This window comes from Cohnella rhizoplanae, from assembly GCF_948329515.1.
Taxonomy (GTDB): Bacteria; Bacillota; Bacilli; order Paenibacillales; family Paenibacillaceae; genus Cohnella; species Cohnella rhizoplanae.
Map to the genome: position 1 here is coordinate 15,225 of NZ_CAOJCN010000009.1, position 24,696 is coordinate 39,920.

Genomic DNA, 24,696 nt, shown 5'->3' on the forward strand with positions numbered 1-24,696 from the left:
CCTCCTTCGCGATTGATCGGTTAAGGCTCCATGCTTCCGAGCGTCGTATTGGTCGTCGTGCCGTGCGTCTCGATACGTGCCCTCGTCCCGGTCGTGTCGTTCGCTACGATCCCGTTGAACATGAGGGCGACAACGATTAGCATCATCACAGTAATTAAAATATTGCGCATATGAAGCACCTCCTTTCCTATTGGCGTCAAGTCTTCCGACAGAATGAAAATCGTGAAAGAATTAACGACTACGGCTTCAGTACCTCGAACAGCTTCTGCGACTCACGCACCCACGGGTATAGAAAAATTTGAAACGTGTAGAGGATCGGAAGCCCCGCCAATGCGAACAGCGCATATGAAGCCGTCTCTTTTCTTCCTGCCTTGGCGAGCTCGATGCTGGCCTTGTATTCGGCCAATACGTCCCTCAGCATCCGGTAAACCTCGTCGCTCTCGTGCATCCGCATGGAACGCATCGTCTCGGCGAAGCTATAACCCTCCGAAGTGCCCAGCCTTTCCTTGAAACGCAGGAGCGCCTTGTCAGCGTCGTAATACCACTCGTTGAGCAGCAATTGGAGATCGGCCCTGATGATCCTGGTGTAAGCTAGACAGCGCACAAGCTTGCCGTGAAGATGCAGCCGGGAGCCCATATAATAGATCAACTGGTTCATGACGGCGATCAACTCGCGTCGGATCCGGTCGCTCCGGTACCTCCTGTAGGAATCGAGAAGGGTCTTGTCGAGCAGGGCGACGATGCCAGGCAGCATAATCACAGGCGCGACCGGCCATCTCATGCTCTCCGGAAGCGCGCGGTAGGCAACGCCGACGCAGAGAGCGGCTACGCTGAAAACGCATATGAAAATCACGCTTCTCCTCGCGGCCAAATAAACGGCCGGTTCGACCCGGATCCCGCAGCCGGCGAGCAGCAAGCGCCGCGCCTGCAGAGCGGTGCTCTCCGCTCCGCAGCCCATTGCCCGAAGCCACCAGAGCGGAGGCCCGCGCTTGCGCCAATTGGCGATCGACACCCGCCACCGCGGTCGCCGGTAAGTGACCGCGTGCAATAGAAACGCGACGCCGATCGCGCCGAACATGAATTGAACGAGCCACAATACGGCTTCATACACGCTTTGTCCCATATTCGCCAATCGCGTTCGCCTCCGTATTTCGCAATCGCCAACTTCAGCGCTGTGCTTATTCGATCTATCCCTTACATCCTGCGCCTGGATAAATACAAGCCCATCAAAAAGGACCCGAAGATGAGCACTAGCGCGTTCAACAGCATGCTTCGCCCTCCTGGATCGGACAAATAGTACAGCGAGCTGGCCTCCGCATTCAGCCTGAAGTTGATGGCCAAGAACAAGCCCAGGAAAAAAACGGGCGTAAAATTCGCCAAGCGAATCTCGAGCAGCCTATGGCGTTCCGCGTGGTCGTCCATCCGCGCCTTTCGCATATCGTCGATGAGCTCCCGAAGGTTGTCGGCGATATTATTGCCCTCGCTTAAGGCGACGCCGAGCAGACTGGAAAAATAATCTGCCCATAGATGGCCGATGGACAGCGCAAATCTCCTCAGCGTGCGCTCGTCGTCGTGATGGATGCTGAGCTGCCGGTACAGCTGCTCGAAGATCGCCTGCGTCTCGCCAGGCAGCTGCCGTTCCTCGACCATCCGATGCAGCGCGGTGCGGACATGCCGGGAGCCGTTCACCAGATAGCACTGGTAAAAGAGCTCGGCTGCCGGCAAAAAATTGAGCCGGGCCGACAGTTGTCGATTGATCAGCGACATCCGCAAAAAACTGTACGGCATCGCGGCGAGCATGGCGGCCAGGAGCGCCATGGAACGCAAGGATTGAAACAGCAGCGCGCCACATGCGAGCCCCGCAAGTCCGAGGCACAACGCCAGCGACCAAAACGCGCTCGGCTTCATACGCCAGCCGGATGCCGAGAGCACGTCCTCCAGATGAGCGTACAGCGGCTTCAGCCAAGCGATCCGCACCTCCTTGGCGGCCTCTTCGGATTCGCCTTGACCAAGCCGCCTCCTGCGGCTGTGACGATCCTCCGCCAATGCGAACAGCGCCCTGAGCGCCGCGAAAACGAGCACAAACAACAAGCAGCCCGCTGCCGCAAGACCCGCGGTCAGCATGTCGCACCGGCCCCGCGCAAGCCACGAAGCCACACGCAGCTCTCCGAATCGAATCTTCCAACACGCTCCCATGCCCGCTCGGACAGATTCGCGGGGAGCAGCCACGTGTCCCGTCCTTCGTCGTAACGCGCCCAATCCCGCACCTCGACCGCATCGCCCCGGCAGTCGTATTCGCCGATCCGAACCAGCTTCCGGCTGCCGCCGACCATCCGCATCTCGAAGCCGATCTGCGTGACATGCTCCGCGATCCGACGGGTCAGCCTGACCGCGTTCATCGCGCGGCCGTCAAGCATGCACATGTCGGTGATCGCATCCGGCACGTCCTCCAGGCTGTTCGCGTGGACGGACGTAATGCTGCCTTCGTGCCCCCGCGTGCACGCCCTCACGTAAATGTTGGCGTCGGCGTCGCGAATCTCGGCGTGGCAGATCCGCTGCGGCGACTGACGCAGCGCCAGCTTGAACGCCTGCTGCGGACCGTGCAGCGGATCGTCCTCGTCTGCCTCGTACTCGATCACGTTTTTGCCGGGGAAATCGCGCTGCAATCTCAGCTCGAATCTGCCCTCGATCGTCACGATCCGTTCCTCGTCGGGCATCGCAGCAATCAGTGCCTTGATCAAGTGAGTCTTGCCGGTATTCGTCGGGCCGATCACCACCATATTGAAACGGGACTTCACGATGCAGAGAAGGAGCCTGTGCACCGATTCGTCGATCGATCGATAGTCGGGCTTCAGCAGCGTCTGAAGATCGAATCGTCTCACCGTGTAGAAGCGAATCGTCAGCGACGGCTGCGCCGTAAAGCCGAAGCCCGTCATGGTCACCCGGGAGCCGTCCTGCAGCAGCACCTCCGCCCAGCGCTTGCGGGGGCTGATCGCATCGTCGTTGAACAGCACCAGATTCTGCTGGATCCGCTCCACCTGCGCGATCGAGCCGAAGCTGTAAGCGGAACGTACGGCCTTGCCGTCTCTCACCTCGAAAATGCGCGTCCCGACCACCTGTACCTCTTCAAGCCCTTCCTTATCCTTCAGCACGAGCTCGAGTACGTTAAGCCCGATCACCTCCGCGAACAACGCCTCTGCAAGAGACCCGTACGGCAGCGGGCCGAAGCTCACATGCTGCAGCCGCTTTTTGATAATCCAATCCGACAAAATCGCCAGCATCTCGTGGCGTTCCTGCGGAAATCCGATCACGGCCCGGTTGAGCTTCTCGGCGTAGCGCCTGCGGTCCTCTTCGCTAAATCCCCGTGGCGCCGCAAGCATGTGACGCGCCTCCTCGGTCAGCGTTCCAAGATCCTGTGCGCCGGACTCTGCTCGCCCTGCCTCCGTGCCGCCGAACGACGCGTCTACCTGCTGGTCCTCCTGGAGACGCGCCGCGTATGCGGCTGCGGAGAATCGGGTCGCCGTCGACGTCACCGGCTCCGCGGGGCTCGTCCCGTCTTGACGTGCAGCGGGCTTCATCGTCCCCTGCCCCGATGCTGCAGCAGTCTTCGAATCCATGGACGCTCCGTGCGCTTGAGCCGCTGCTCCCAGTTCAACTGCCGCAGCAGCGTCCCTGCGACCGGATCGAATGCGGAGGCATGCCGCTCGTCGGCTGCCAGCCATTCGTCGAGACGACCACTGTCTAGCTGCAGGTGCACGCTCTCCGCGAGTTGAAGCTCGGACAGCGAGATACATCCCGTTTCCTTGCGAATTTCCTTCATTCCAAACCCTCCCGCGTGCCTGTATTTGCTCTGCATCAGCACCAGATGATAATTCGCCAGCGAGAGCCCGAACTGCGATCCGACTTGACCCGTCCATCGGTTCACGTCCTCCTGGAAGTGCGTCAGACTGCCGGTCGTCACCAGACATCGATGATCGGCCGACCGCATGGCGCATACCGTGGCGGCATTGTCCCAATAAGCGCTCACGTCCGCCACCGTCACCTCGAACGCGTCGCGCGCCGCGTCGAGCAGCGTGTCCATCTGTTCAGGCTCATAGTACTCGGCCTGATCCCGCGCCATATTCCCGAATAATACGTGCAGTCCGTCGAGCCGGGATGGCGCGAACGCGTACTGTCTAAGCCGCGCTCCGGTCAGCGTGCCGGATTTCAGCTCAGGCCGCATGCCGCTAAGCGTGATCTCGGGCTTGTCGATGCCCAGGTACAGATGCGTCTTGGCGCTCTTCAGGTTCAGGCATAAGTAACCGACGCGCTTGCCTGTCACCGAGGCGATCCGGTAGGCGGTGCCGAACGCCGCCAGCGATGTGCCGATGTTGGGCGTCGATCCGGCGAACGCAATCAGCGAACCCTGTTGCCCGCTCATGACTTAGGCGCCTCCCCGGTCTCGAACGAAGAAGCGTCAAAAGCGACGACGAGCTTGGACGTCCCGTCCTTGCACGCATTGTCCAGCTCCAGCCACTGCGCTTCCGTCAAGTTCAAATTGACGGCATCGATACTGCCGTTCGCATCCCGCCGCGAGGCATACATCCGTTCCTTGTCCCCCTCGGCCATGGACAGCAGATTCGAGCTCTTCGGATTGTCGATCTCCTGGTTGGAAGCCGTCTTGACCGCCGCCACGACGATCGGATCTTCGAACAGCCTTCGCGAAGCGCCTCCCTCGGACGACAGATACACGATGGCCCGGTCGCCGGCGCGAATGCCGCTGGAAATGGACTTCACGTAGTCGCGCGGCACCTGGAACGTCGCCTCGCCGGCCCGCGGCATCAGCCTGAACTTGTCCAGCTTCCAACGCAGCAGCGGCTCGCCTCCGCCGAGCGGCGCCGAGGACTCGAGCCCGTCCGCCTCGTCCATATCGGTGATCATCTCGTCGGTCACCGCGCCGCTCGGCAGTCGAAGCTTGGTCAGCATCTCCTTGCCGAGCGAGGTACCGGCCGGCACGAACTGCCTCGGCACGACGACCTCCGCCGTCTCCGTCAGCCTGATCTGCCGGAGCTGCAGCAGGTAGACGCCGTATACGAGCAAGCCCGACAATACGGCTGCCGATACGCTGATCCGAAACTGTCTTCCTCGATTCATGCGACTTCCCTCCCTTGAAGACGGCAAACAAAAAAACGCAGGCGCAAGAGAGCCGAGCTCTCTGTCGCCTGCGTTCTTCGCAGCCGTAACTATACGATATCTTCGTAACGCCAATATAGCAGAGCGAAGAGGAACTTGTAAACCCCTTTTTTACCAAGGTTCGACAATTTCCCGCGAATCCCCGCTTCGGCACCCTTAGCTTATGCCGGGACGTACGGATTTTCGCGTTTTTCTTCGCCGATCGTCGTCTCCGGCCCGTGGCCGGGCAGCACGAGCGTGTCGTCGGGGAGCGCGTAAAGCTTGGTCCGGATGGACTTCGCCAGCGTATCCTGGTTGCCGCCGGGCAGATCCGTGCGGCCGACGGACCGGCGGAACAGCGCGTCGCCGGCGAACAGCAAATCGCCGCATAGTAGGCTCACGCTGCCGGGCGAATGCCCCGGCGTATGCAGCACCTCGAACGTCTCGCCGAGCAGCTGCAGCTTCTGCCCGTCCTCGAGGCTCAGGTCGGGCGGGCCGCTCTTGACCGGCGCCGTCACGTCGCTCCACCGGGCCGACCCGTTCTTGGCCGGATCGGTCAGCCAGTCCTTCTCCAGCGCATGCAGATACACCGGACAGCCGAACTTGGCCCGGAGCTCGTCCACGCCGCCGATATGGTCGAAGTGCGCGTGCGTGAGCAGAATCGCCTCGACCTGAAGGCCCGCAACCTTGCGCAGGAGAGCGGCGTCAGCCGTGCCCGGATCGATGATGACCGCCCTCGTACGCGCCGCGTCGACCACCACGTATGCGTTGGTCTGCAGCGGACCGAGCGGAAAGCCTTGGAATGTCAGCATGGCGGCTCCCTTAGACGCGCTCGAGCACGTCCTGCAGCTCCCACAGGATGACAGGCGTGTACTCGGAGGCATCGCCGTATTGCTTCCCGATCTCCTTGCGGGCGACGGACAGGTTGTCCTGGTAGTCAGGCGCCTGGTTATCCGGATTCGCTTCCTTGAACGCGATCATGACGTCTTGCACGTGCTGCGGACGCGGGCCCCACTTGCCCAGCAGATGGCCGCCGGTATCCGTGACGAGCACGATCGGGATCGAGCGGCCGCCCAGTGTCAGATGCTCGTCGATCAGATCGTAGTGCTGCTCGATGATCATAACCTCTGTTGGAATGCCGGCGGTCTCGAACGCGCGGAACACGGCGGGCACGCTGCGCAGCGCGTCGCCGCACCAGTCCGCGGTGATGATCATGGCGCGCAGGTCGTCGCGGTTGTTCAAGGATTCGAAAAACTCGCGGCTCTTGTCGTCCGGCCATGCGAAGCTGTCGTAATTGGCGCCGAACGCTTCTTTGTTCTTCTCCATCCCGTCCATGAACGCGCGCGGCGAGATGCCTTGATTAAGCTTGTTAGCGAGCAGTTGGCTCATCCTATTCCCTCGTTTCGACAATCGTGTGTGAACTTGTTCCTATTGTAGCAATCCCGGCGCAAAAAGGAAAACAATTCAGATGCAAAAAGAAGGCAAATCCGGCTTAAATGGATTTGCCCCGCTTGCGTAGGTAGATATAAACGAAATAAACGATCAGTGCGGCCAGCGCGATCAGGATGATCGGACGAACGTAAGGAGCGGCCTTCTCGTCGATCTGCTCCCAATTGTCGCCGAGGGACTTGCCCAGCCAGACGAACAGAATCGACCATGGAATGGACGCGAGCAGCGTCAAGCCGCTGAACAGCGCGAGATTCATCCTGGCCATGCCGGCCGGAATCGAGATGACCTGGCGCATAACGGGAACGAACCGCGCCGTGAATACGATGATGGGCCCGTATTTCTGGAACCACTGCTCCGACTTGTCGACATGCTTGGGCTTCAGATGCAGGAATTTGCCGTAGCGGTCCACGATCGGTCTGCCGCCGTAACGGCCGATCGCATACAGAATCCACTGTTGGATCAGCGCCCCGATCACGCCGCAGACGACGGCGCCCCAGAAGTTGACGTCGCCCTTCCAGACCAGATACCCGCCGTAGCCGAGCACGATCTCGCTGGGAATGACCTCGATGGCAAGCCCGATAATGATGCCGAAGTAGCCGAGACTCTCAATCCAGTGCAGCAGCTGGTTAAGCCATTCGTGGATCGTGTCCATCATAAACGTATGTACCTGCTCTCTTCATCGTATTTGCGTCGTAGGACAAACGCGATATAAGTAGGGGCCGGAACCTTTACTATTCTAGCATATCCCGGAGCCCCGATTCTACTTGGTACGGTCCGCGCTAGAAATGGTGTCATGGCGGGACGGGCCCGCGCATACAATTCCAATATCGATAGGACAAAGCCGAAGAGGAGCGAACGGATATGAGCAGAGTGATGTTCATCAGCAAAAAGAGGATTCAGTGGTATATCGCCGCCATGGCGATCATCGTACTAGGCGCGGCATACGCGGGCTGGCATCGCACGCAGGCCGCCTCCGCGCCTCCCCCCGCGGACGTGCAGGTCCGCTATATCGTGACTTCGGAGGTGACTTCGACGACGGACGGCGGGCAACAAATCGAAGCGTACCGCTGGGATCCGGGCACGATTCCGGTCAAAAAGGGACAACCGGTCGAACTGCGCATCACTGGCGTAAACGGGCAGTCTCACCCCTTCACGATTGAGGGGCTCGGCGTGAAGGCGACGGTGAACAAGGGGAAAACGACGATCGTGCGCTTCACGCCGAAAGAAGCCGGCACCTACGCGATCGTCTGCGAGACGCACAGCGATCCCAAGGACGGCGTTCCGATGGTCGGCTATCTCGTCGTTCAGTGAAGCAGCGGCTCTAGGCATGCTCAAAAGGCAGACGTAACCCGGCGCTCCTCTACCGCATAGATTAACGCGGAGAGGAGCGTTTTCTCATGAAAAACGAATTGGGCAAGCATGCAGGCTCGCTGCCGACCGCACGAACGATCCGGCGCGCGTGCGGCAACGAGCTGTACCGTACCGTTAAACGGCTTAAAGCGTACGTCCCCGAAGCCAAAGTAAAGGAAGCGGAGGAACTCTACGTACGCAAGGTTATGATGAATCTGCTGTGGATCCACGAACACCGCAGCGACCGCAAAAAACTCGCCGACTGGTGGGACGCCGAAGTCGCCTCCGGCATCGCGGCGCTCTGGGAGGTCGAGCAGGACCGACTGTCGCGGGCGTTCCGGGATGCGTTCGGCGGTTGACCTCCAGTAGAAAAAGCCCGGCAGCGCCGCATCGGTTGTAAGGATGCGGACGCCGTCGGGCTTATTTGCGGCGGCTCATTGGCCGCCTTCGTCCGTCAGCAGCGCCGCAGCCTCCCGCTGCCAGTCCGAGTCGCCGTCCCGCAGGACCTCACGGAGCCAGGGCTCCGCCTCGTCGCGGCGGCCCGCCAGGATCGCGCTTCTCGCGGCGTTAACCTTCGCGGACACGAACAGGTCCGTTCCCGTCCACGGGTTGGACTTGCCCTCGTACTGGAGCGCATACAGCTCGCGGTACCTTTCGAAAAATCCGATGCCGGCTAATCCCGCCCGCCTTGCTCCCTCCCGGTCCCCCTCCTCCTGCAGCCGCTGCGCGATCTCCGCGAATCTCGCGATTACCGCGTTCTGAGAATCGCGGTCGAAGCGTGCGAGGCGCAGCGCCTCCCGCAGATGCGACTCGGCCCCGTCCACGTCGCCGGTATCGGCATAAGCCATGCCAACCGCATAGTGCACGGTCGGGGAAAATGGCTCGTAGCGCAGCCCCTCCGACAGCCATGCGACCCGTTCGTCCGCCGGCAGCAGCGCTGCCGCTTCGAGCCGCGGCCGGTTCCAGGGCGGATTGTCGCGCAGGGCCTCGCGCAGCAGCGCGAGCCGCGCCGCGTCGCCACGCGCAGTCTGCGCGGACGCGTAGGCGCCGGCCGCGGCCTGGTAGCGAAGAGCCGGCGGCACGGCGGCGATGGCCACCGCGAGCAGCAGCAGCGCCGGCGCGGCCATCCGAGCAGTACGCGGGAGTGCGCTGCCGGGCCGCTCGAGCGGTCGCGTCGGCGACGGCGCGGGCGACGGGAGCGACAAATGCAGGGCGAGCCACAGGAGCAGCAGCAGCCATATCAAAGCGTAGGACCAGTCGAAATCGACCGCCGCATGCAGAAGCAGTACCGCAGCCGGCCCCCAAGCGGCGGAAGCCCGCACGCGCCACAGCCTTGCCGCGAAGCCGGCCAGCATGACGAGCAGCGCGGCGAACCCAAGCCCGCCGGTGTCGATGAGCACCTCGAGGTAGCCGCTGTGAACCTCGTTGCCGATATACGGCCCGCTCTGATACAAGCCTACCTGCATGCGCCAAGCTTCCCCTCCCGCGCCCAACAGCGGACGGTCCGCGAACATGCGCAGCGCGTCCGCGTAATAGAGCGCTCTCGCCCCGGCCGTGTCGAGATTCCCGCCCGCGCGGCCGACTGACGCGTCGCCACCCGTAGCCAGCAGCAGGTACGCGGCGACGAGACTGACCACGAACACGGCGCTGCCGCCCCAGGCGCCGGTCAACAGAAGCCTCGCGCGCGCGCCGAGAACAGGCACGGTCGGCGACGCCGTGTCCGGCCGCCGCAGCAGCAGCGCAGCCGCCATAAACGCGCCCGTCGATGCCGCCAGCGTCCAGGCGCCGTCGCCGGGCGAGCCGGCCTCCATCGCGCCGAACGCGGACTTGGCCGCGAAGGCGGCGCAGACTGCGGCGAGTCCCGCGGCCGCGAGGCCGTAGCCGCGGCGGCCCCGGCGAAGCGCCGACGCCAGCGACACGAGCCCGCCGGCCGCGAGGGCCAGCATGGCGCCGCGCGACTCGGCAAGCAGAAGCGCCGTCAGCGCCGGCACCAGCGAGACGGCCGCGAACCAGCGCACCGCCCGCTGCGGGCGATCCAGCAGCTGCCACAGCGCCAGCGCGAAAAACGCGGCGACTGCGCCGAAGGCGTTGGGGTACTGCAAAAAGCCGGCCAGGCGCGCGCCGGTCATCGACAATGCGGCATCGGACGAGCGGTAGACGATGTCCGGATACGAGATCCAGCCGTACCAGCCCGCTAGGCCGCCCCATACGAAGTACAGACCTGCCGCATGCATGGCGGCATGCGCTGCGACTCTGCGGACGCGCCGAGCAGCGAACAAGGCGGCCAGCGCAAGCCAGGCGCCGTAGGCGCACCAGCGAAGCAGGCTGTCCGCCGTCCCTTTGACGGAGGCCGCACCTGCCAGCCAGGCGCAGGCATAAGCGGCCGCAAGGCCGAGCGGCGCGAGCGCCCACCAGGGCAGGCTGCGCCTTCCGGCGGCTGCCGTCGCTATGCCGGCGACCGCCGCCGCGGCGAACAGCGTCGCTTCGGCGCCGTAAAGGTCCGCGTCATAGAACAACCCCTGCTTGTAGGCGGCCCAGCCGAGGAAGACCGCGATTAGCAAGCCGCCCGCAGCAGCGGCCGGCAGTCGTGTCCAAAAGTTTCGTTTCATGCGCTTACCTGCTTCGCTCCGAGTGATATCTCTAGCGTAGCGGCTTTGCCGCCAGGCCGCAAGCGAAGCCGTGTTCCCTCCCATACCTGCAACTTGCAACAACAGCAACAACAAATAAAGCAACAAAAACCCTCATCCAGGGCGCCTGCGAACGAAGCGCTTCGAATAGGGTCGATGAAAGGTATTCATTTACGCGAATAAAAACGCGGTCCGGTCGTGCCTCTCCGGCAAGCCGCCTCCAGGCTCACGCCTCAAGTCTGCGCGGCTCCGGCTGAAGCTTGCTCGCCCGCTTGCTCTCGTACAGGCGCCGATCCGCCGCGGCCGTCAACTCGGACAGCGTCGCGCCGTCCTCGGGATAGAACGCATAGCCGCAGGAGGCCGACAAACGGTACCCGCCATGCAGGGATAAGCCCTCCATCCGTCCGTCGATCGCGCGCTTCAACGACTCTGCCTCGTGCCGCTCCGCATAGGGACACAGCAGGAGAAATTCGTCGCCGCCCCAGCGGCAGACGATCTCGCCACGCTCGGCGGAGGACGCGAGCGCAGCAGCCGCCATCGCGATCGCCCTATCTCCCTCGGCGTGACCGAGCCCGTCGTTGATCAGCTTAAAGTCGTTGAGGTCGATGAGCATGACGGCCAAACGCTTGCGCCTCGCGGCCGCCTGCTTCAGGAGGCCGACGACGCAATCGCACGCGAAGCTGCGGTTCCAGAGGCCGGTCAAACCGTCGCGGTCCGCACGCTGCTTCAATCGGTCGTAACGCCGGCCGATCAGGGCGAAGGCGGGGAACAGGACGAGCGCGAAGCCGACCGCCTCCCACCATGCATATCTCCCGGCGAACGCCAGATAACGTTCCGCCCACCCGGCGGCGCCTACGGCACCGCTGACGAGCGCGGCCGCTGCCAGCCCGGTCATGACTCCGCGATTGTTCATCGTTAACCTCAAGCTCCTTCCTCGTTCGCCTCCGGATCAATGCGAGACGATGACCCGATTGCGTCCTTCGTTCTTGGCCTGGTACAGCGCCACGTCCGCCTTGGAGAACAGTTCGTGCAAAATGCTGCCGGAGTCGTCCGAGCCTTGGTCCTCGGCTGCGGCCGCCGCCCATTCGCTCTCGCCTTCCGTGACGATTCCCATGCTGATCGTGACGCGGATCGTATGTCCGGATACGCGGACCTCGTTGTTCGACACTGCCGACATCACGCGATCTGCCGCCGCCTGCGCATCGGACCGGGTCGTCTGCGGCATGAATACCGTGAACTCCTCGCCGCCGTACCGCGCCAGCAGATCGACGCCACGCAGCGCCGCCCGTACGGCGACAGCCGTGGCGCGGAGCACCTCGTCCCCGGCGAGATGGCCGTACTGGTCGTTGATCTGCTTGAAGTGGTCGATATCGAAAAGCAAGACGGAAAACGGAATGTTGCGCTGCCTGCACAAGAACGCTTCGTGCTCGACGTATTGCTGGAAGAAGGTCCGGTTGAAGCAGCCGGTGAGCCCGTCCGTAACGGCTGCCTGCTCCAGCTTCTGATTCGCGCGGTAGAGCTCGTCCTGCATCGCGATCAGCTCCAGGTTCCGTTCGTGAAGCGCCTCGTTCTTCAGGTTCATCTCATCGATCAGCTTGCGCTGCTCCGTGACGTCGTGGAAGGCCACGATCCGCCCCTGCAGGCTCTTGAACCGGTCCAGCAGGGGCGATACTTGCAGCGAGACCGATCGGTACGCGCCGACCGTGAGCAGAATTTCCGTGCGGATCTTATCGGCTGGACGATGTCTGTACCGGAACAAGAAATCGCTTACGTCATTGGCAGGCTGACCGGATAGCAGGAACCGCTCGAGGTCGAAGCTCTCCCCCTTCGCGAGCAGCATGAATCCGATCGCGCCGCGATTGAAATCCATCACCTTGCCCGCCTCGTCGATCACGACGATCCCCGTCTCCACCTGTTCGAAAATCCGGTCTTTGGCCGTATCCAGCAGATCGAAAACGCCGTATCGGTAAATGGCGAAAACGAAGCAGATGTCGGACAGCACGATGCCGGCCGAGGTCAAGCCTTGCACGACGCCTAGCCATGGGGACAGCACGACGTTGAACAACAGGTCCAGCACCGCAAACACGGTCAGCACGAACATGCCGAGCAAGGACGTCGCCAGCTGCTTGCGTTCGTTGAGCGACCGGACGGTCCGGTGGGCTTGGAACATATGGATGAGCGCGATGAAAAAGTACGTAAACTCGACGAACGTCATAATCCAGAACAGCGGGCCGTACTCCCGATCTCCGTACTGGCCCTGCTCCGGCTTCAAGAACTGGCCGAAGGGATTGAAGACCGCGGACGCCGCGCATAACGCAGCCGGCAGCACGAACGCCGCCAAGCGGGAGGGCCTGCGTAAATAGTGCGTCCGCCGGGTCAGGAAAAGGACGAACGCAAGCCAACCGGGACCGAGCAGGCTGAGCGCGACGAAGGACATGGTGAGGTAGAAATGCTGGTAGGATGGAATGTCCGTGGAGCGCACGCCGACCTGTCCGAGGGGCCAGAGCATCATGATCAAATGAAAGGAAAGATACACCTTGTGCGTACGCGTAATCGGATTCAAAGCAACGAAAAGGCCGAACAGAACAAACAGACAAACGAACATCAGAAAGTCTGGCCGTAGAAATTCCAATCGGCTCACCTTTTCATGGGAGGACTAACCCTTCGCTACCCGGGGCAATTGATTTATTCTAACATAGCCTCGAATTTGCCGACAAGAACAATGGCAAACTTTGTAAAAATAAATCTTAAATTTATCTAATTAATTACTTAAAATCCCATATTTCGTTCCATATAGGGCAGGATGGACAAGAAATCCCGGAACTTCTCGTAATCTTGTCTAACATTATCGGGCACCGGCGCCCCGCTGCGTACGGCGCGAATGAGCAAATTTTTGGGCGTATGCTCCAGATCGATGAACTCCAGCAATTGTACGCGGTAGCCTGCCAGCTCCAGCAGTTGGGCGCGGGCGGCGTCGGTGACGAGCGCGGAGAACCGCTCTTTCAGGATACCGTGACGCAGCAGCGGCTTCAGCAGCGGCTGCTCGATCTGGCGCATGAGCTCATGCTGGCAGCAAGGCACCGACAGAATCACCGACGCTTCCCAGCCGACTGCCTTGAGCAGGGCCGCGTCCGTCGCCGTATCGCAAGCGTGCAGCGTCACGACCATGTCCACCCGGTCGGCATCCGCATAATCCGCGATGTCGCCCACCGCGAACCGCAGTCGATCCCAGCCCAGCCGGTCCGCGAGCTTGGCGCAATCGGCGATGACGTCGGCCTTCAGGTCGAGTCCGATGATGCGCACCGGCAGCCTCTCCCGGATCGCGAGCAGGTGATAGAGGGCGAACGTTAGATAGGACTTGCCGCATCCGAAGTCGACGATCGTCAATTCCTTGCCGGTCGGCAGATGCGGAACGACGTCGGCCACCATTTCCAGGAACCGGTTGATCTGCCTATACTTATCGTACTTCGCCTTAAGCACGCGGCCCTCGGCCGTCATGACGCCCAGCGCCTCCAGGAAGGGAACGGGCTCTCCCTCCGGCAAAATGTACGACTTGGACCGGTTGTGCGAAGGCGCGGGTGCCGCTGTGCCTCCGCCTGCCGCCGCCTTGGCCGTAGGCGCGCCGCGAACGATCGCAGCTTTTCCTTTTTTGCTGACGAGAATCTGAATATCGCTCGCCGGCGTCTTCAACAGCGCCTGGCGGTAATCGCGTTCGACGAGACGCAGCAGCTCGTCCGCCGCCTCGGCGGGCGCCATATTCTGATGGAGCGCCTTCGTGCCGGCGAACCGTTCGAACTGATACCGGAGCTCTCCCCTCAGCAGCACGGGACGAATCGCGATCTTGCGCGTCTCCTCGCTCTTGCTGCGCGGCTGGCTGACGGTCGCCTGGATCAAATGGCCATCCATCACGGCGCTTCGGACAAGCGCCTGCAACTCCTCGGTCTTGGGTTCCGTGCTCATGATGCCGTCTCCTTCGTCAGATTGTTCCATTGCCGGACGCCTTCCCGCAGTTCCTCTTGGGAGAGGCCGCCGCGGCCCAACTCGTGATCGGTTAACGCATGCATGCGTTGGTAAAAAGCGAGGCCTTCCACAGGCTCCGCTTCGCCGGCGCCAAAAAGCTCGTAAAGGCTGTTCTCCGCGTCCGCGTACCGCCCGGCGAATTCCTGCCACTCCCACGCGGCGCGCAGCGTCTGGGCGGAGCCCTCCGCGAGCGCGGGTCCCGCCGCCAGCCGTTCCATCCGCCTCTCCAGGTCGAGGCCCTCGACCGGCCCGTGCGTGCGCAGCACGTAGCCGATCAGACGCAGCGCCTTTTCCAGCCGCGGCAGGCTATCCGCATGCCGGCCCATATCGGCCAGCACGTCGCCCTCCTCCTGCAGAAACGCGCCGATCGCCCCGATCGCCTCCGCGTCCGAGCGGCCGCCGCCGCCGAACATCTGGATCAGATCGGCATCCGACAGACCGAGCGCCAGACGCGCGCGCATGCGCAGCTCCTTGCTCATGAACTCGTCGATCAGCAGCAAGGCTTCCTCGTGCTTGCCCTGCTGCTTGAGCCCCATGAGCGCGCCGAAGGCGACGGACATCTGATTGATCATGCGCATGAAGTAGTCGCGGTCAAACATCGGCGCCCCCGCCTTCCCGTTCTTCGGCTTGGCGCACGAAGTCCAGGATCGCCTCCGCGAACGCGTCGGGACGCTCCATCATGCCCATATGTCCGGCGCCTTCGAGCAGGCGATGCGTGATGTTCGGGCCGGCGACCGGGAAACGCTTGTCCGGCCCGATTACGCGGTCGGACTCACCCGCGAGCAGCAGGATCGGCGCCTCGAGCGACTCAAGGACGCCGCGCCGGTCTGGCCGCGCCTTCATGCCGAGCGCAGCGCCGATTCCGCCTGCGGCGGAGGTATCGAAGCCGATCGCGAGCGCCCGGTCGACCTGCGCCTTCATCGGCTCCAGATTGTCCGGCGAGAATAGCTTCGGCACGAGATCCGCTATATGTCCCCGCATGCCCTCGCTAGCGATGCGCTCGGCCACTTTGTCCCGGTTCGCCTTGCCGTTGTCGTCGTCAGGATAGGTCGTGGAATGCAGCAGTCCGAGTCCGAGCAAGCGGTCCGGCGCGCGCTCGGCCAGCGCCAGCGCCGCGTAACCGCCCATCGAGTGGCCCAGCACGAACGCCTGCCGGATATTCAGCGCGTCCAGCAGCTGCAGGGCATCCTCGGCGAGCAGTTCCATCGCGTACGTCCCTTCGGTCGCCGCGGTCTCTCCATGGCCTCGCGCGTCGGGAGCGATGACCCTGGCGTGCGCCGACAATAAGGGCAGCACGTCTGTCCAGTATCCGCCGCTCCCGCAGTAGCCGTGCAGCAGCAGCAAAGGTACGCCTTGCCCCTCTTCCATACACGAGACTTCGAGCCCGTTGTTCAATGTTAGCCGGTTGCGAGCCATGCCGAGCACTTCCTTTCGCGTTTTATTTTCATTTTATCGAACTGTCATCCTCGAACTCAAACCCGGGCAGGACTATGGCTTGTTCCCGGCCGGCCGACACTCCTGTGCGGGGACCGGTCATTCGGAGCGGAGGCCGCCAAGCGCAGCCGCCGCGGCATCCGCGATGCGCTTGGCCATGTCCATGACGGCGTACAGCGACGTCGTCTGCAGCGTGATGTACGGCTTGGGTCCGTATTCTCCCACGACCCCGGCCACGCTGTAATGTCCGACCGGGGGCAGCGCCGCGCCGACCGAACGCGCCGGCTGCAGTGGACCTTCGCCGAGCAATACGCGCCCGACGTTCTCAGGCCGCCCGAGGCAGGCGTCGATCGCGATCACGACCGCATCCGAAGGCAGCGCAGGCGCCACGAGGCTCAGGCGGTCCGCATCGCAGGGCTCGCGGAGCGTGCCGATCACGCGGGTCACGCCGCGCTCCTCCAGCATCGTGCCGACCAGCGGACCGAGGGAGTCGCCGGTGGAACGGTCCGTGCCGATGCATAGAAACAGGATCCGCTCGGCCGGATGCCGGTCGAACGCGCCGCGAAAAAACCGCCGGAGCTCCTCCGCGCCGGAGGCGGCGAAAAATATAGGGCTTGCGCCGGGAGTGCGGCTTGCGGTCATCGGCCCGCTCCTTTCCGATAAGCGTATATGGGTTCAAGCGTATCATGCGCGGTCCGGTAACGCCAGCGCGAACGAAAGCGTCCGCTGTGATACAATGGGAGAAGTTTATATCGAGAGAGGATGCTGCGAGAATGGATCTGTCCAAGCCGACACAAGAGAACGTGGAATATATGATCGAAGCGATCAAGACCAAGCTGCGGATGGCGTCCGGGGCGGCGATGCAGGCGTCGCACTTCAACGCGGAGCGCTATGAGGACTTGAAGGATATCTACGACATGATCGCGTCCAAGGACCGGTTCAGTATTAGCGAGGTCGAGGCGCTCGTATCGGAGCTTGGCAAGCTGCGGGGATAACGAGTGGCGGTAATCCGCCGCGATGGATGTGTGCGCGGCGGAATAGCGATGTGCGACATCGTTATTCCGCGGGAGAACGGTGAATCTGGCGGTATAGCGATGCGCCCATTCTTATTCGGCGGGAGATCGGTGAATCTGACGGAATAGCAATGCGCCATATCATTATTTGGCGGCGTTTCGTTCCTTCCGGGCGAATAAGAATGTCCCATATCCCTATTCGGTGGGAGAACGTTGAATCTGGCGATATAGCGATGCGCCATATCCCTATTCGACTGCGATCCAGTATGCTGGGCGAATAGCGATGTGCCGCACTTGCATGACGCACAAATTGCCTCGCAAAAAAACGCCTCCGCTGCCGTCAGGCAACGAAGGCGTTTTTTTGCGCTGTCCGGCGCGCGGCCAGCCTTATACAGCCCCCGGCTCGAAGCCCGCGGCCGCCAGGAACCGGCCGAACGCGGACCGGCCCGCCGCGTCCTGCTTGAACACGCCGGCGTCCCGCAGCACGGCGTGGAACTTGTCGCCCACGGCCGCCTGCAGCGACGCCTTCGCGGCCTCCGGCGCAAGCGCCGTGCCGTGCGCGGCGACCAGCTCCGCGATCCAGTCCGCATGCTTCGCGAGCGGATGTCCCTGCGCGCCGACGGCGGCCGGCTCGTAAGCCGTCTCGCCTGTCAGCAGCCGCGCGACCTCGCCGAGCTCTGCGTCGAGCCGCCCGGGCAGCACGGCAAGACCCATCACTTCGATCAGGCCGATGTTTTCCTTCTTAATATGGTGCAGCTCCCAGTGCGGATGGAAGATGCCGTCCGGATGCTCGTCGCTCGTGCGATTGTTGCGCAGCACGAGGTCGAGCTCGTATTCGCCGCCCTCCGTCAGACGGGCGATCGGCGTGATCGTGTTGTGCGGCACGTCGCCGCTCGCCGCGTAGACCTTGGCGGCCTCGTCGCTGTATGCCCGCCAGTCGGCCAGCACCCTCGCCGCCACGCGGAGCAGCGCCGACCGGTCGCGGCTGCGAAGACGCAGCGCCGACATCGGCCATTGCACGATTCCCCCGCGCACCGCGGGTTCCTCGCCGTGGATCGCCCAAGCCGGGACGCCCGCCTTTTCCATCGGGAATACGTGCCTGCCCGCCTGGAAATGGTCGTGGTTCAGAATCGAACCGCCCACGATCGGCAGGTCCGCGTTGGAGCCGATAAAGTAGTGCGGATAAGCGTCGACGAAGTCCAGCAGCCGCTCGAACGTCTCCGGCAAGATCCGCATCGGCACGTGTTCGCCGCGCAGCACGATGCTGTGCTCGTTGTAGTACACGTAAGGCGAATATTGGAAGAACCATCGCTCGCCGCGCAGGGTCAGCGGCAAGATCCGCAGGTTCTGCCTGGCCGGGTGGTCGGGTCTGCCCGCGTAGCCGACGTTCTCGCGGCAGAGCAGACACTTCGGATATTCGGCCTTTGTCTGCGGCAGGCTGCGCAGCAGCGCGATCTCGCGCGGATCCTTCTCCGGCTTGGACAGGTTGACCGTGATCTCCAGCTCGCCGTCGGCCGTCGGATGCAGCCAATAGCTGTTCTTGGAGATCCGGTCCATCCGGATGTAGTTGGAGTCGATGTTCAGCCGGTAGAACCAGTCCGTCGCCGCGAGCACGCTCTCCTCCGACGACAGCCTGTCGAAGGCGGCGGCCGTCTCCGAAGGCCTGGGCATCAGGAGTCCCATGATCCGGGCGTCGAACAAATCGCGCTGCGTGGTCGTATCGTCCGGGATCAGCCCTAGCGACGCGGCCGCGTCCAGCAGCGGCTCCAATACGGGAACCGGACTGTCCAGGGTCTCATCCGGCAGCGGCCCGCCGGCCGGCGCGGACAACCCGTACAGGTCCAGCAGCGCATTGTGCGCGTAGTCCTCGTCGAGCGCGCCGATCATGCCGCGCTGCAGCGCGAACCGCACGAGCCTGCGGATCAGCAGGCCGGCCTCGTCCCTGCGCGCCTCCGTCCATCCGCTGCCTGCCGCGTCCTCTCCGTTGTTGCTCATCTCGCGTCATCCCTTCCGTCTGCTATCACTGCGTCGTAATGCACGAAATTCCGGGACCGCGGCATCCCCGCCGCACGCAGCCCTGCCTCACGCATCCTTGCGTACGCATCCTTGCGTACGCGTTCATGCCGGTCCCTTCTCGATCACTCTTACTTTCCGTAGCCGTTCGGATGCGCCGAATGCCAGGCCCAGGCGCTCTCGACGATCGGGCGCAGGTCGGCGAACCTCGGCGTCCAGCCGAGCTCGGCGCGCGCGCGCTCCGAAGACGCGATCAGGACGGCCGGATCTCCGGCGCGCCGCGGGACGATTTTCGCCGGAATGGCATGTCCCGTCACCTCGCGGGAGACGTCGATGACCTGCTTGACGGAGAAGCCCGTTCCGTTGCCCAGATTGTAGATCGCGCTCTCGCCGCCGCCGCGCAGACGGTCAAGCGCCCGCATGTGCGCGTCCGCCAGATCGCTGACGTGGATATAGTCGCGGATGCAGGAGCCGTCCTCGGTCGGATAATCGTCGCCGAATACCGAGATGAACTCGCGCTGGCCTAGCGCGACCTGCAGCACGAGCGGGAGCAGATGAGATTCGGGCGTGTGGTCTTCGCCGATCCGGCCGCTCTCGTGCGCCCCCGCCGCGTTGAAGTAGCGGAGCGAGACGTACTTGATGCCGTGCGCGACGTCGAACCAGGAGATCATCTTCTCCATGGCCAGCTTCGTCTCGCCGTAGGCGTTGGTCGGCTTGGTGCGGTCGTACTCGTCGATCGGCACCTTCTCCGGTTCGCCGTAGGTCGCCGCGGTCGAGGAGAAGACGATGCGCGAGACACCCGCCTTTTTCATCGCTTCAAGCAGCACGAGCGTGCCGTATACGTTGTTATGGTAATATTTTCCCGGATTCGTCATGCTCTCGCCCACCAGCGAGTTGGCCGCGAAGTGGATGACGCCGTCGATCTCGTTCTCGGAGAAAATCCGGTCCAGCAGCGCTTCGTCGCGCAGATCGCCCTCGTACAGCTTGCCGCCGAGCAGCGCTTCCTTGTGCCCTTGGTACAGGTTGTCGAGCACGACGACCTCTTCGCCCTTGTCTAAGAGGGCCGCTACCGTATGGGAGCCGATGTAGCCCGCTCCGCCCGTTACCAATACCGCCATTCTAGTTCTCCTCCTTCACTTCGTGAACGCCGTCGCCGATGTCGCATACGTAGAAATCCGCCGTCAGCCCCGTTGCCGCCTTATACTTGTCGCCTACCTCTGCGATGAACCGCTCCGCCTGATCCTTGTGAACGAGCGAGATCGTGCAGCCGCCGAATCCCGCGCCCGTCATGCGGGAACCGAGCACGCCCGGCACCTCGCGCGCCGCGGCCACCATTGCGTCGAGCTCCGCGCCAGTCACCTCGTACAGGTCGCGCAGCGAATCGTGCGACGCGTTCATCAGCTGTCCGAATGCGGCCAGATCGCCCTGGCGCAGTACCTCCACGGAGCGCCCGACGCGGTCGATCTCCTCGACCACGTGGCGCGCGCGCTTGCGGACGATCTCGTCCGCGATCAGATGCGCATGCGCTTCGAACTGGGCGAGCGTGAGCTGCCCCAGCAGGGTCAGCTCGGGGAACGCCGCGCGCAGATCGCCCACGGCGGCCTCGCACTGGGCCCTGCGCTCGTTGTACGCGGAGTCCACGAGTCCGCGGCGTTTGTTCGTGTTGCCGATGACGAGCTTGTAGTCGCCCGACTCGAATGGGACGAGCTCGTACTTCAAAGTGTCGCAGTCGAGCAGGATCGCGTGATCCTTGCGGCCGTTGGCGACGGCGAACTGGTCCATGATGCCGCACTTGACGCCTACGAACTCGTTCTCCGCGTGCTGGGACCACAGCGCGATCTCGACCGTGTCGGCCGGGCGGCCTTCCATGGCCAGCAGCGCGTACGCCGTGACGACCTCGATCGACGCCGACGAGGACAGTCCCGCGCCGTTCGGAATCTCGCCGTGGTACAGAATGTCGTAGCCCTGCTCCAGCCGGATGCCGCGCTGGGCGAGCTCCCAGACGACGCCTTTCGGATAGTTGGTCCAATCGTCTTCCTCGGAGAAGACGAGATCGTCGGCGGGGACGAGGCGCGATTGCGGGAAATTCGTCGAGGCCAGGTGCAGCTGACGGTCGGCGCGCGGTCGGATCAGCAGCGTCGTGCCGAAGGTCAGCGCGGCCGGGAATACGGCGCCGCCGTTGTAGTCGGTGTGTTCGCCGATCAGGTTCACGCGGCCGGGCGCCGCGAAGACGCGAATGTCGGCCTCGCCCTCGCCGAGGCGGGAGATGAATTGCTCGCGAAGCGTCGGATAATGAGGCATGATGGGATTCCTCCTGAATTAGGGCTGCGATTTACTATCAGTATAACGCCGGAACGCGCGGACGGGAAATGGCTTGAAATGCGCTCTCTATGGAGAAATGTGACTTGGTGAGGTACAATCGCGAGTAGAAGCATGCCAAGGAGAGGCTCATCCATGAACAAAACGCCCACTTATCGCGTGGCCTCCAATCCCGCGCGCACGCTGCCCCAGAGTCTCGCCGTGCTGTTCGCCGGGGAGAGCCAGACCCGGCCTGCCCACAGAGTAGGCCCGAAGGTCGTCGATTATTACTTGCTTCACCATGTGATTTCGGGCCGCGGCGTGTTCGAGTCGGACGGTCTCGCGCAGCCGCTCGGCCCCGGCCATACGTTCCTGATTCGCCCCAAGCGGCTGTTCAGCTACGCCTCGGATGCGGGCGAGCCTTGGCGCTACCGGTGGGTCGCCTTTTCAGGCGACCGGGTCGACGCGCTGCTCGCCGAAGCCGGACTCGGCGCGGACCGACTGGTCGTCGACACCGGCGCGGCGCGCGCGCCCGGCGACCGGTGCCGGGACATCTACGATGCCTTTCGCGCGCGAGCGCCCTCCGCGTCGCTCGAAGCCGCGGGCCAGCTGCATCTCCTGCTCGCCGCCTTGACGGCGGCCGGCGCGGACCGCGCCGAGCAGCCGCCGAAGCCCGACACGCACGGCGAAGAGCTCGTCCGCCAGGTGATCGGCTACCTCTCCACGCAATATGCCGAGCCGCTGACGATCGAAGCGATGGCGGAGACGCTCGGCTACAATCGGGCCTATCTGTCCCGCTTGTTCAAGCGCCATGCCGGCGTGACGCCGATCGCCTTCCTGACGCGCATCCGGATCGACCGCGCCAAGCGGCTGCTGCGCGAGCGTCCGGAGCTGACGGTCGAACAGGTCGCCTCCTCGGTCGGATTCCAGGACTCCTTGTACTTCTCCAAGCAGTTCAGGCGGGCCTTCGGCGCGACCCCGACGGGCTATCGGGCGGACGCCCTTCGTTCCTGAACGGTCCGCGCGTCATCATCTGAATAGCTCGCCGTACGCCGCCTTCTTCCGATGATGGCGTTTCCATCGATTTTATCGATAACCGGCATGCAAATCGCTCGATAACCCCCGCCCGGAGACGGATGTTAAGATATTCCTCAACATACCGACAAGGGGGCGATTTAGTTGTTGATCCAGGATCATACGGCTTATAAAATATGGGAGAGCGCGGTGAAAGAAAACGAGCGCCGATGGGCGTTCGAACGCCAGCTCCGGGAGACGAAGCGTCCACGTGCGCAGCTGCCGGCGACCTGGCTCGCGCTGATTCTGCTCGGTTCGCTGTACAGACCCTGATCCGCCCTCAGACAGGTGGTGTTTAACTTGGATTTTATCTGCATCCGATCCTTTATAGAGGTCGCGCGCTGCCACAGCTTCACCAAGGCCGCGGAGAACCTCGGCTATGTCCAGTCCAGCGTGACGACGCATATCCAGAAGCTGGAGCAGGAATACGGCGTTATCCTATTCGAGCGATTCGGCAGATCGATGCGGCTCACCTCCGCTGGAGAGCAGCTGCGCGATACGTTCGAGCAGATCCTGGCGTTGTACGAGAGCTCCAAGCAGCTGATCTCCAGATCTGCCAAGGGGCATCTCGACATCGGCACGATCGAATCGCTGTTCTCCTTTTTCCTGCCTCCCGTCTTCCATCAGTTCCGCCGCGGCTACCCCGAGATCAACCTTCAGGTACATCCGATCACGGAGACCCAGATTCTGCAGCTCATCCGAGCCGGAGAGATCGACATGGGGGTCGTGCTCGACCAGCCGATCCAGGAGGAAGACATCGAAGCCATCAAGCTCCGCGAAGAGGAGCTGGTGCTGGTCGCGAGCCCCGGGCATAGCCTGCAGCACGCCGTGCAGATCTGCGCCGCCGACCTGAACGGTCAGTCCTACATCGCGACCGAGCATACGTGCACGTACCGTCATGCGTTCGAGAGGCTGCTCGGCCGCCACGGCGTCGAATACGACGTGCACCACGAGTTCGGCAGCATCGAGGCGATTAAGCAATGCGTCTCTTACGGCCTTGGCATCGGCTTGCTGCCGCGGATCGCGGTCGTGCGCGAGCTGTCGGAGGGGAGGCTGATCCGTCTGCCGTTCTCGCATCCGGACATTACCTTCTACACGCAAATCGTCATTCATCGCAAAAAATGGCGCGATCCCGCGATCCGGCATCTCATCGAGTTCCTCCACGAGGCGGCCGGGCGGGACGACGAAGGCGCGATTCCGAGAGCGCAATAGGGGATAAAAAACGGGACATGGCAGAGCGGATCGCTCTTGCCATGTCCCTTATCTGTTATCTCCTCATCGCGAGCGGCACGTTGTCCCTTCGTTCGCGCGAGTCGTCCTCCGGCCCTTCGAAGTTGAGCTTGTCCGCCACTAGATAGAGCGGACGCCGCTTGGACTCTTCGTAGATGCGCCCGATATACTCGCCCAGCACGCCCAGCAGGGACAGCGTGATCCCGTGGAAAAACAGGCTGATGACGATCAGGGACGTCCAGCCCGCGGTCGTCGTGTCGGTGAAGATGCGCTGGCAGATGACGACGATCAAGTAGACGAATCCAGCGGCCGACAGCAGGAAGCCGAGGATGCCCGCGAGCTTGAGAGGCTTGGTCGAGAAGGAGGTGATCGCGTCCAGCGACAGCCGCACCATCTTGCGCAGCGGATACTTGGTCTCGCCCGCGAAGCGCTCCTCGCGCGCGTATTCGAGACCGATCTGGCGGTACCCCGCCCAGGCCACCATGCCGCGGATAAATCGGCTTCGCTCGCGCATGCCGCTGAGCGCGTCGCATACCTTGCGGTCCATGAGCCTGAAGTCGCCCGTATCGACGGGAATATTCACGGACGTTAAGGCGCCCAGCGTACGATAGAACCATTTGGCGGTCGTCTTCTTGAACCAGGTCTCTCCCTGCCTGGAGATCCGCTTGCCGTACACGACGTCGTATCCTTCCCGCCACAGGGCCAACATCTGCGGGATGAGTCCCGGCGGGTCCTGCAGGTCGGCGTCGATGAGCACCACGGCTCGGCCCGACGCATGGTCCATCCCCGCCGTCACCGCGATCTGATGTCCGAAGTTGCGGGCGAAGTCGAGCAGCTTGACCTTCGGATCGCGGCCGCAGATGCCCCGCACGATGGAGGCCGTCCTGTCGCGGCTGCCGTCGTTGACGAAAACCAGCTCGTAGCTCTCGCCAGTCGCCTCCAGCACCTCCGTCAATTTCGCATAGGTGGTCTCAATGACCTCTTCCTCATTGTACATCGGGACGACGACGGACAGCGTCACCACTGCAGCCATGCGG

At 63.0% G+C, this 24,696-nt stretch carries 26 protein-coding genes; 6 read left to right on the top strand and 20 right to left on the bottom strand.

Annotated elements, in window-relative coordinates; genetic code table 11:
• Window positions 1-20: 20 nt before the first annotated feature.
• The 9 genes from PQG80_RS14740 to uptA all read right to left on the bottom strand — a co-directional run bounded on the left by PQG80_RS14740 (window position 21) and on the right by uptA (window position 7,252).
• Window positions 21-170, bottom strand: coding sequence for a hypothetical protein (locus PQG80_RS14740; RefSeq protein ID WP_271752144.1), 150 nt, complete (start codon window positions 168-170; stop codon window positions 21-23).
• Between the two features lie 68 nt (window positions 171-238).
• Complete coding sequence (locus PQG80_RS14745; RefSeq protein WP_271752145.1) at window positions 239-1,132, bottom strand: hypothetical protein; 894 nt, start codon at window positions 1,130-1,132, stop codon at window positions 239-241.
• 62 nt (window positions 1,133-1,194) lie between these two features.
• Window positions 1,195-2,157: a hypothetical protein gene (locus PQG80_RS14750; protein WP_271752146.1), complete on the bottom strand. Its 963-nt coding sequence runs from the start codon at window positions 2,155-2,157 to the stop codon at window positions 1,195-1,197.
• Complete coding sequence (locus PQG80_RS14755; RefSeq protein WP_271752147.1) at window positions 2,118-3,578, bottom strand: ATPase, T2SS/T4P/T4SS family; 1,461 nt, start codon at window positions 3,576-3,578, stop codon at window positions 2,118-2,120. The genes PQG80_RS14750 and PQG80_RS14755 overlap by 40 nt, the downstream gene beginning before the upstream one ends.
• Complete coding sequence (locus PQG80_RS14760; protein ID WP_271752148.1) at window positions 3,575-4,420, bottom strand: CpaE/TadZ family protein; 846 nt, start codon at window positions 4,418-4,420, stop codon at window positions 3,575-3,577. The genes PQG80_RS14755 and PQG80_RS14760 overlap by 4 nt, the downstream gene beginning before the upstream one ends.
• Window positions 4,417-5,133, bottom strand: coding sequence for an SAF domain-containing protein (locus PQG80_RS14765; RefSeq protein ID WP_271752149.1), 717 nt, complete (start codon window positions 5,131-5,133; stop codon window positions 4,417-4,419). The genes PQG80_RS14760 and PQG80_RS14765 overlap by 4 nt, the downstream gene beginning before the upstream one ends.
• A gap of 200 nt (window positions 5,134-5,333) precedes the next feature.
• Window positions 5,334-5,963 (bottom strand): MBL fold metallo-hydrolase, encoded by a 630-nt coding sequence (locus PQG80_RS14770; RefSeq protein WP_271752150.1) that lies wholly within the window; start codon window positions 5,961-5,963, stop codon window positions 5,334-5,336.
• A gap of 10 nt (window positions 5,964-5,973) precedes the next feature.
• Window positions 5,974-6,540: a thioredoxin family protein gene (locus tag PQG80_RS14775; protein WP_271752151.1), complete on the bottom strand. Its 567-nt coding sequence runs from the start codon at window positions 6,538-6,540 to the stop codon at window positions 5,974-5,976.
• 103 nt (window positions 6,541-6,643) lie between these two features.
• Window positions 6,644-7,252, bottom strand: coding sequence for an undecaprenyl phosphate transporter UptA (uptA, locus tag PQG80_RS14780; RefSeq protein WP_271752314.1), 609 nt, complete (start codon window positions 7,250-7,252; stop codon window positions 6,644-6,646).
• Between the two features lie 209 nt (window positions 7,253-7,461).
• Between uptA and PQG80_RS14785 the strand changes: the two genes are divergently transcribed.
• Both PQG80_RS14785 and PQG80_RS14790 read left to right on the top strand, forming a co-directional pair.
• The gene (locus PQG80_RS14785) at window positions 7,462-7,911 is read left to right on the top strand and encodes a cupredoxin domain-containing protein (RefSeq protein ID WP_271752152.1); all 450 of its coding nucleotides are present in this window, start codon (window positions 7,462-7,464) and stop codon (window positions 7,909-7,911) included.
• 86 nt (window positions 7,912-7,997) lie between these two features.
• Window positions 7,998-8,309: a dehydrogenase gene (locus PQG80_RS14790; protein ID WP_271752153.1), complete on the top strand. Its 312-nt coding sequence runs from the start codon at window positions 7,998-8,000 to the stop codon at window positions 8,307-8,309.
• 75 nt (window positions 8,310-8,384) lie between these two features.
• Here PQG80_RS14790 and PQG80_RS14795 read toward each other — a convergent pair whose 3' ends face one another.
• From PQG80_RS14795 to yyaC, 7 genes are all read right to left on the bottom strand, one after another.
• Window positions 8,385-10,559 carry an O-antigen ligase family protein gene (locus PQG80_RS14795; RefSeq protein ID WP_271752154.1) on the bottom strand — a complete coding sequence of 725 codons (2,175 nt, stop codon included), beginning with the start codon at window positions 10,557-10,559 and terminating at the stop codon, window positions 8,385-8,387.
• Between the two features lie 244 nt (window positions 10,560-10,803).
• Window positions 10,804-11,490, bottom strand: coding sequence for a GGDEF domain-containing protein (locus PQG80_RS14800; protein ID WP_271752155.1), 687 nt, complete (start codon window positions 11,488-11,490; stop codon window positions 10,804-10,806).
• A gap of 36 nt (window positions 11,491-11,526) precedes the next feature.
• The gene (locus PQG80_RS14805; RefSeq protein ID WP_271752156.1) at window positions 11,527-13,209 is read right to left on the bottom strand and encodes a histidine kinase N-terminal 7TM domain-containing diguanylate cyclase; all 1,683 of its coding nucleotides are present in this window, start codon (window positions 13,207-13,209) and stop codon (window positions 11,527-11,529) included.
• Window positions 13,210-13,346: 137 nt separating this feature from the next.
• Window positions 13,347-14,567 (bottom strand): class I SAM-dependent methyltransferase, encoded by a 1,221-nt coding sequence (locus tag PQG80_RS14810; protein WP_432432759.1) that lies wholly within the window; start codon window positions 14,565-14,567, stop codon window positions 13,347-13,349.
• Window positions 14,534-15,196 carry a DUF6483 family protein gene (locus PQG80_RS14815; RefSeq protein WP_271752157.1) on the bottom strand — a complete coding sequence of 221 codons (663 nt, stop codon included), beginning with the start codon at window positions 15,194-15,196 and terminating at the stop codon, window positions 14,534-14,536. Before PQG80_RS14815 ends, PQG80_RS14810 begins: the two co-directional genes overlap by 34 nt.
• A complete protein-coding gene (locus tag PQG80_RS14820; RefSeq protein WP_271752158.1) occupies window positions 15,189-16,013 on the bottom strand; it encodes an alpha/beta fold hydrolase in 825 nt (274 codons plus the stop codon). The genes PQG80_RS14815 and PQG80_RS14820 overlap by 8 nt, the downstream gene beginning before the upstream one ends.
• A gap of 117 nt (window positions 16,014-16,130) precedes the next feature.
• A complete protein-coding gene (gene yyaC, locus PQG80_RS14825) occupies window positions 16,131-16,673 on the bottom strand; it encodes a spore protease YyaC (protein ID WP_271752159.1) in 543 nt (180 codons plus the stop codon).
• 131 nt (window positions 16,674-16,804) lie between these two features.
• Between yyaC and PQG80_RS14830 the strand changes: the two genes are divergently transcribed.
• Window positions 16,805-17,026: a DUF1128 domain-containing protein gene (locus PQG80_RS14830; protein WP_271752160.1), complete on the top strand. Its 222-nt coding sequence runs from the start codon at window positions 16,805-16,807 to the stop codon at window positions 17,024-17,026.
• 405 nt (window positions 17,027-17,431) lie between these two features.
• Here the strand turns inward: PQG80_RS14830 and PQG80_RS14835 are convergent, their stop codons facing one another.
• The 3 genes from PQG80_RS14835 to PQG80_RS14845 all read right to left on the bottom strand — a co-directional run bounded on the left by PQG80_RS14835 (window position 17,432) and on the right by PQG80_RS14845 (window position 21,358).
• On the bottom strand, window positions 17,432-19,039 hold the full coding sequence (locus PQG80_RS14835) for a UDP-glucose--hexose-1-phosphate uridylyltransferase (protein ID WP_271752161.1): 1,608 nt from the start codon (window positions 19,037-19,039) through the stop codon (window positions 17,432-17,434).
• 149 nt (window positions 19,040-19,188) lie between these two features.
• Complete coding sequence (gene galE / locus PQG80_RS14840; RefSeq protein WP_271752162.1) at window positions 19,189-20,175, bottom strand: UDP-glucose 4-epimerase GalE; 987 nt, start codon at window positions 20,173-20,175, stop codon at window positions 19,189-19,191.
• A 1-nt stretch (window position 20,176) separates the two neighbouring features.
• On the bottom strand, window positions 20,177-21,358 hold the full coding sequence (locus PQG80_RS14845; protein WP_271752163.1) for a galactokinase: 1,182 nt from the start codon (window positions 21,356-21,358) through the stop codon (window positions 20,177-20,179).
• Between the two features lie 153 nt (window positions 21,359-21,511).
• On the opposite strand from PQG80_RS14845, the gene PQG80_RS14850 reads away from it, so the two are divergent.
• From PQG80_RS14850 to PQG80_RS14860, 3 genes are all read left to right on the top strand, one after another.
• Entirely contained in the window at window positions 21,512-22,369 is an 858-nt protein-coding gene (locus PQG80_RS14850; RefSeq protein ID WP_271752164.1) for an AraC family transcriptional regulator, read from the top strand.
• Between the two features lie 165 nt (window positions 22,370-22,534).
• Window positions 22,535-22,702: a hypothetical protein gene (locus tag PQG80_RS14855; protein ID WP_271752165.1), complete on the top strand. Its 168-nt coding sequence runs from the start codon at window positions 22,535-22,537 to the stop codon at window positions 22,700-22,702.
• Between the two features lie 27 nt (window positions 22,703-22,729).
• Window positions 22,730-23,641: a LysR family transcriptional regulator gene (locus tag PQG80_RS14860; protein ID WP_271752166.1), complete on the top strand. Its 912-nt coding sequence runs from the start codon at window positions 22,730-22,732 to the stop codon at window positions 23,639-23,641.
• Window positions 23,642-23,696: 55 nt separating this feature from the next.
• Here PQG80_RS14860 and PQG80_RS14865 read toward each other — a convergent pair whose 3' ends face one another.
• The gene (locus PQG80_RS14865) at window positions 23,697-24,692 is read right to left on the bottom strand and encodes a glycosyltransferase family 2 protein (protein ID WP_271752167.1); all 996 of its coding nucleotides are present in this window, start codon (window positions 24,690-24,692) and stop codon (window positions 23,697-23,699) included.
• Window positions 24,693-24,696: the final 4 nt, after the last annotated feature.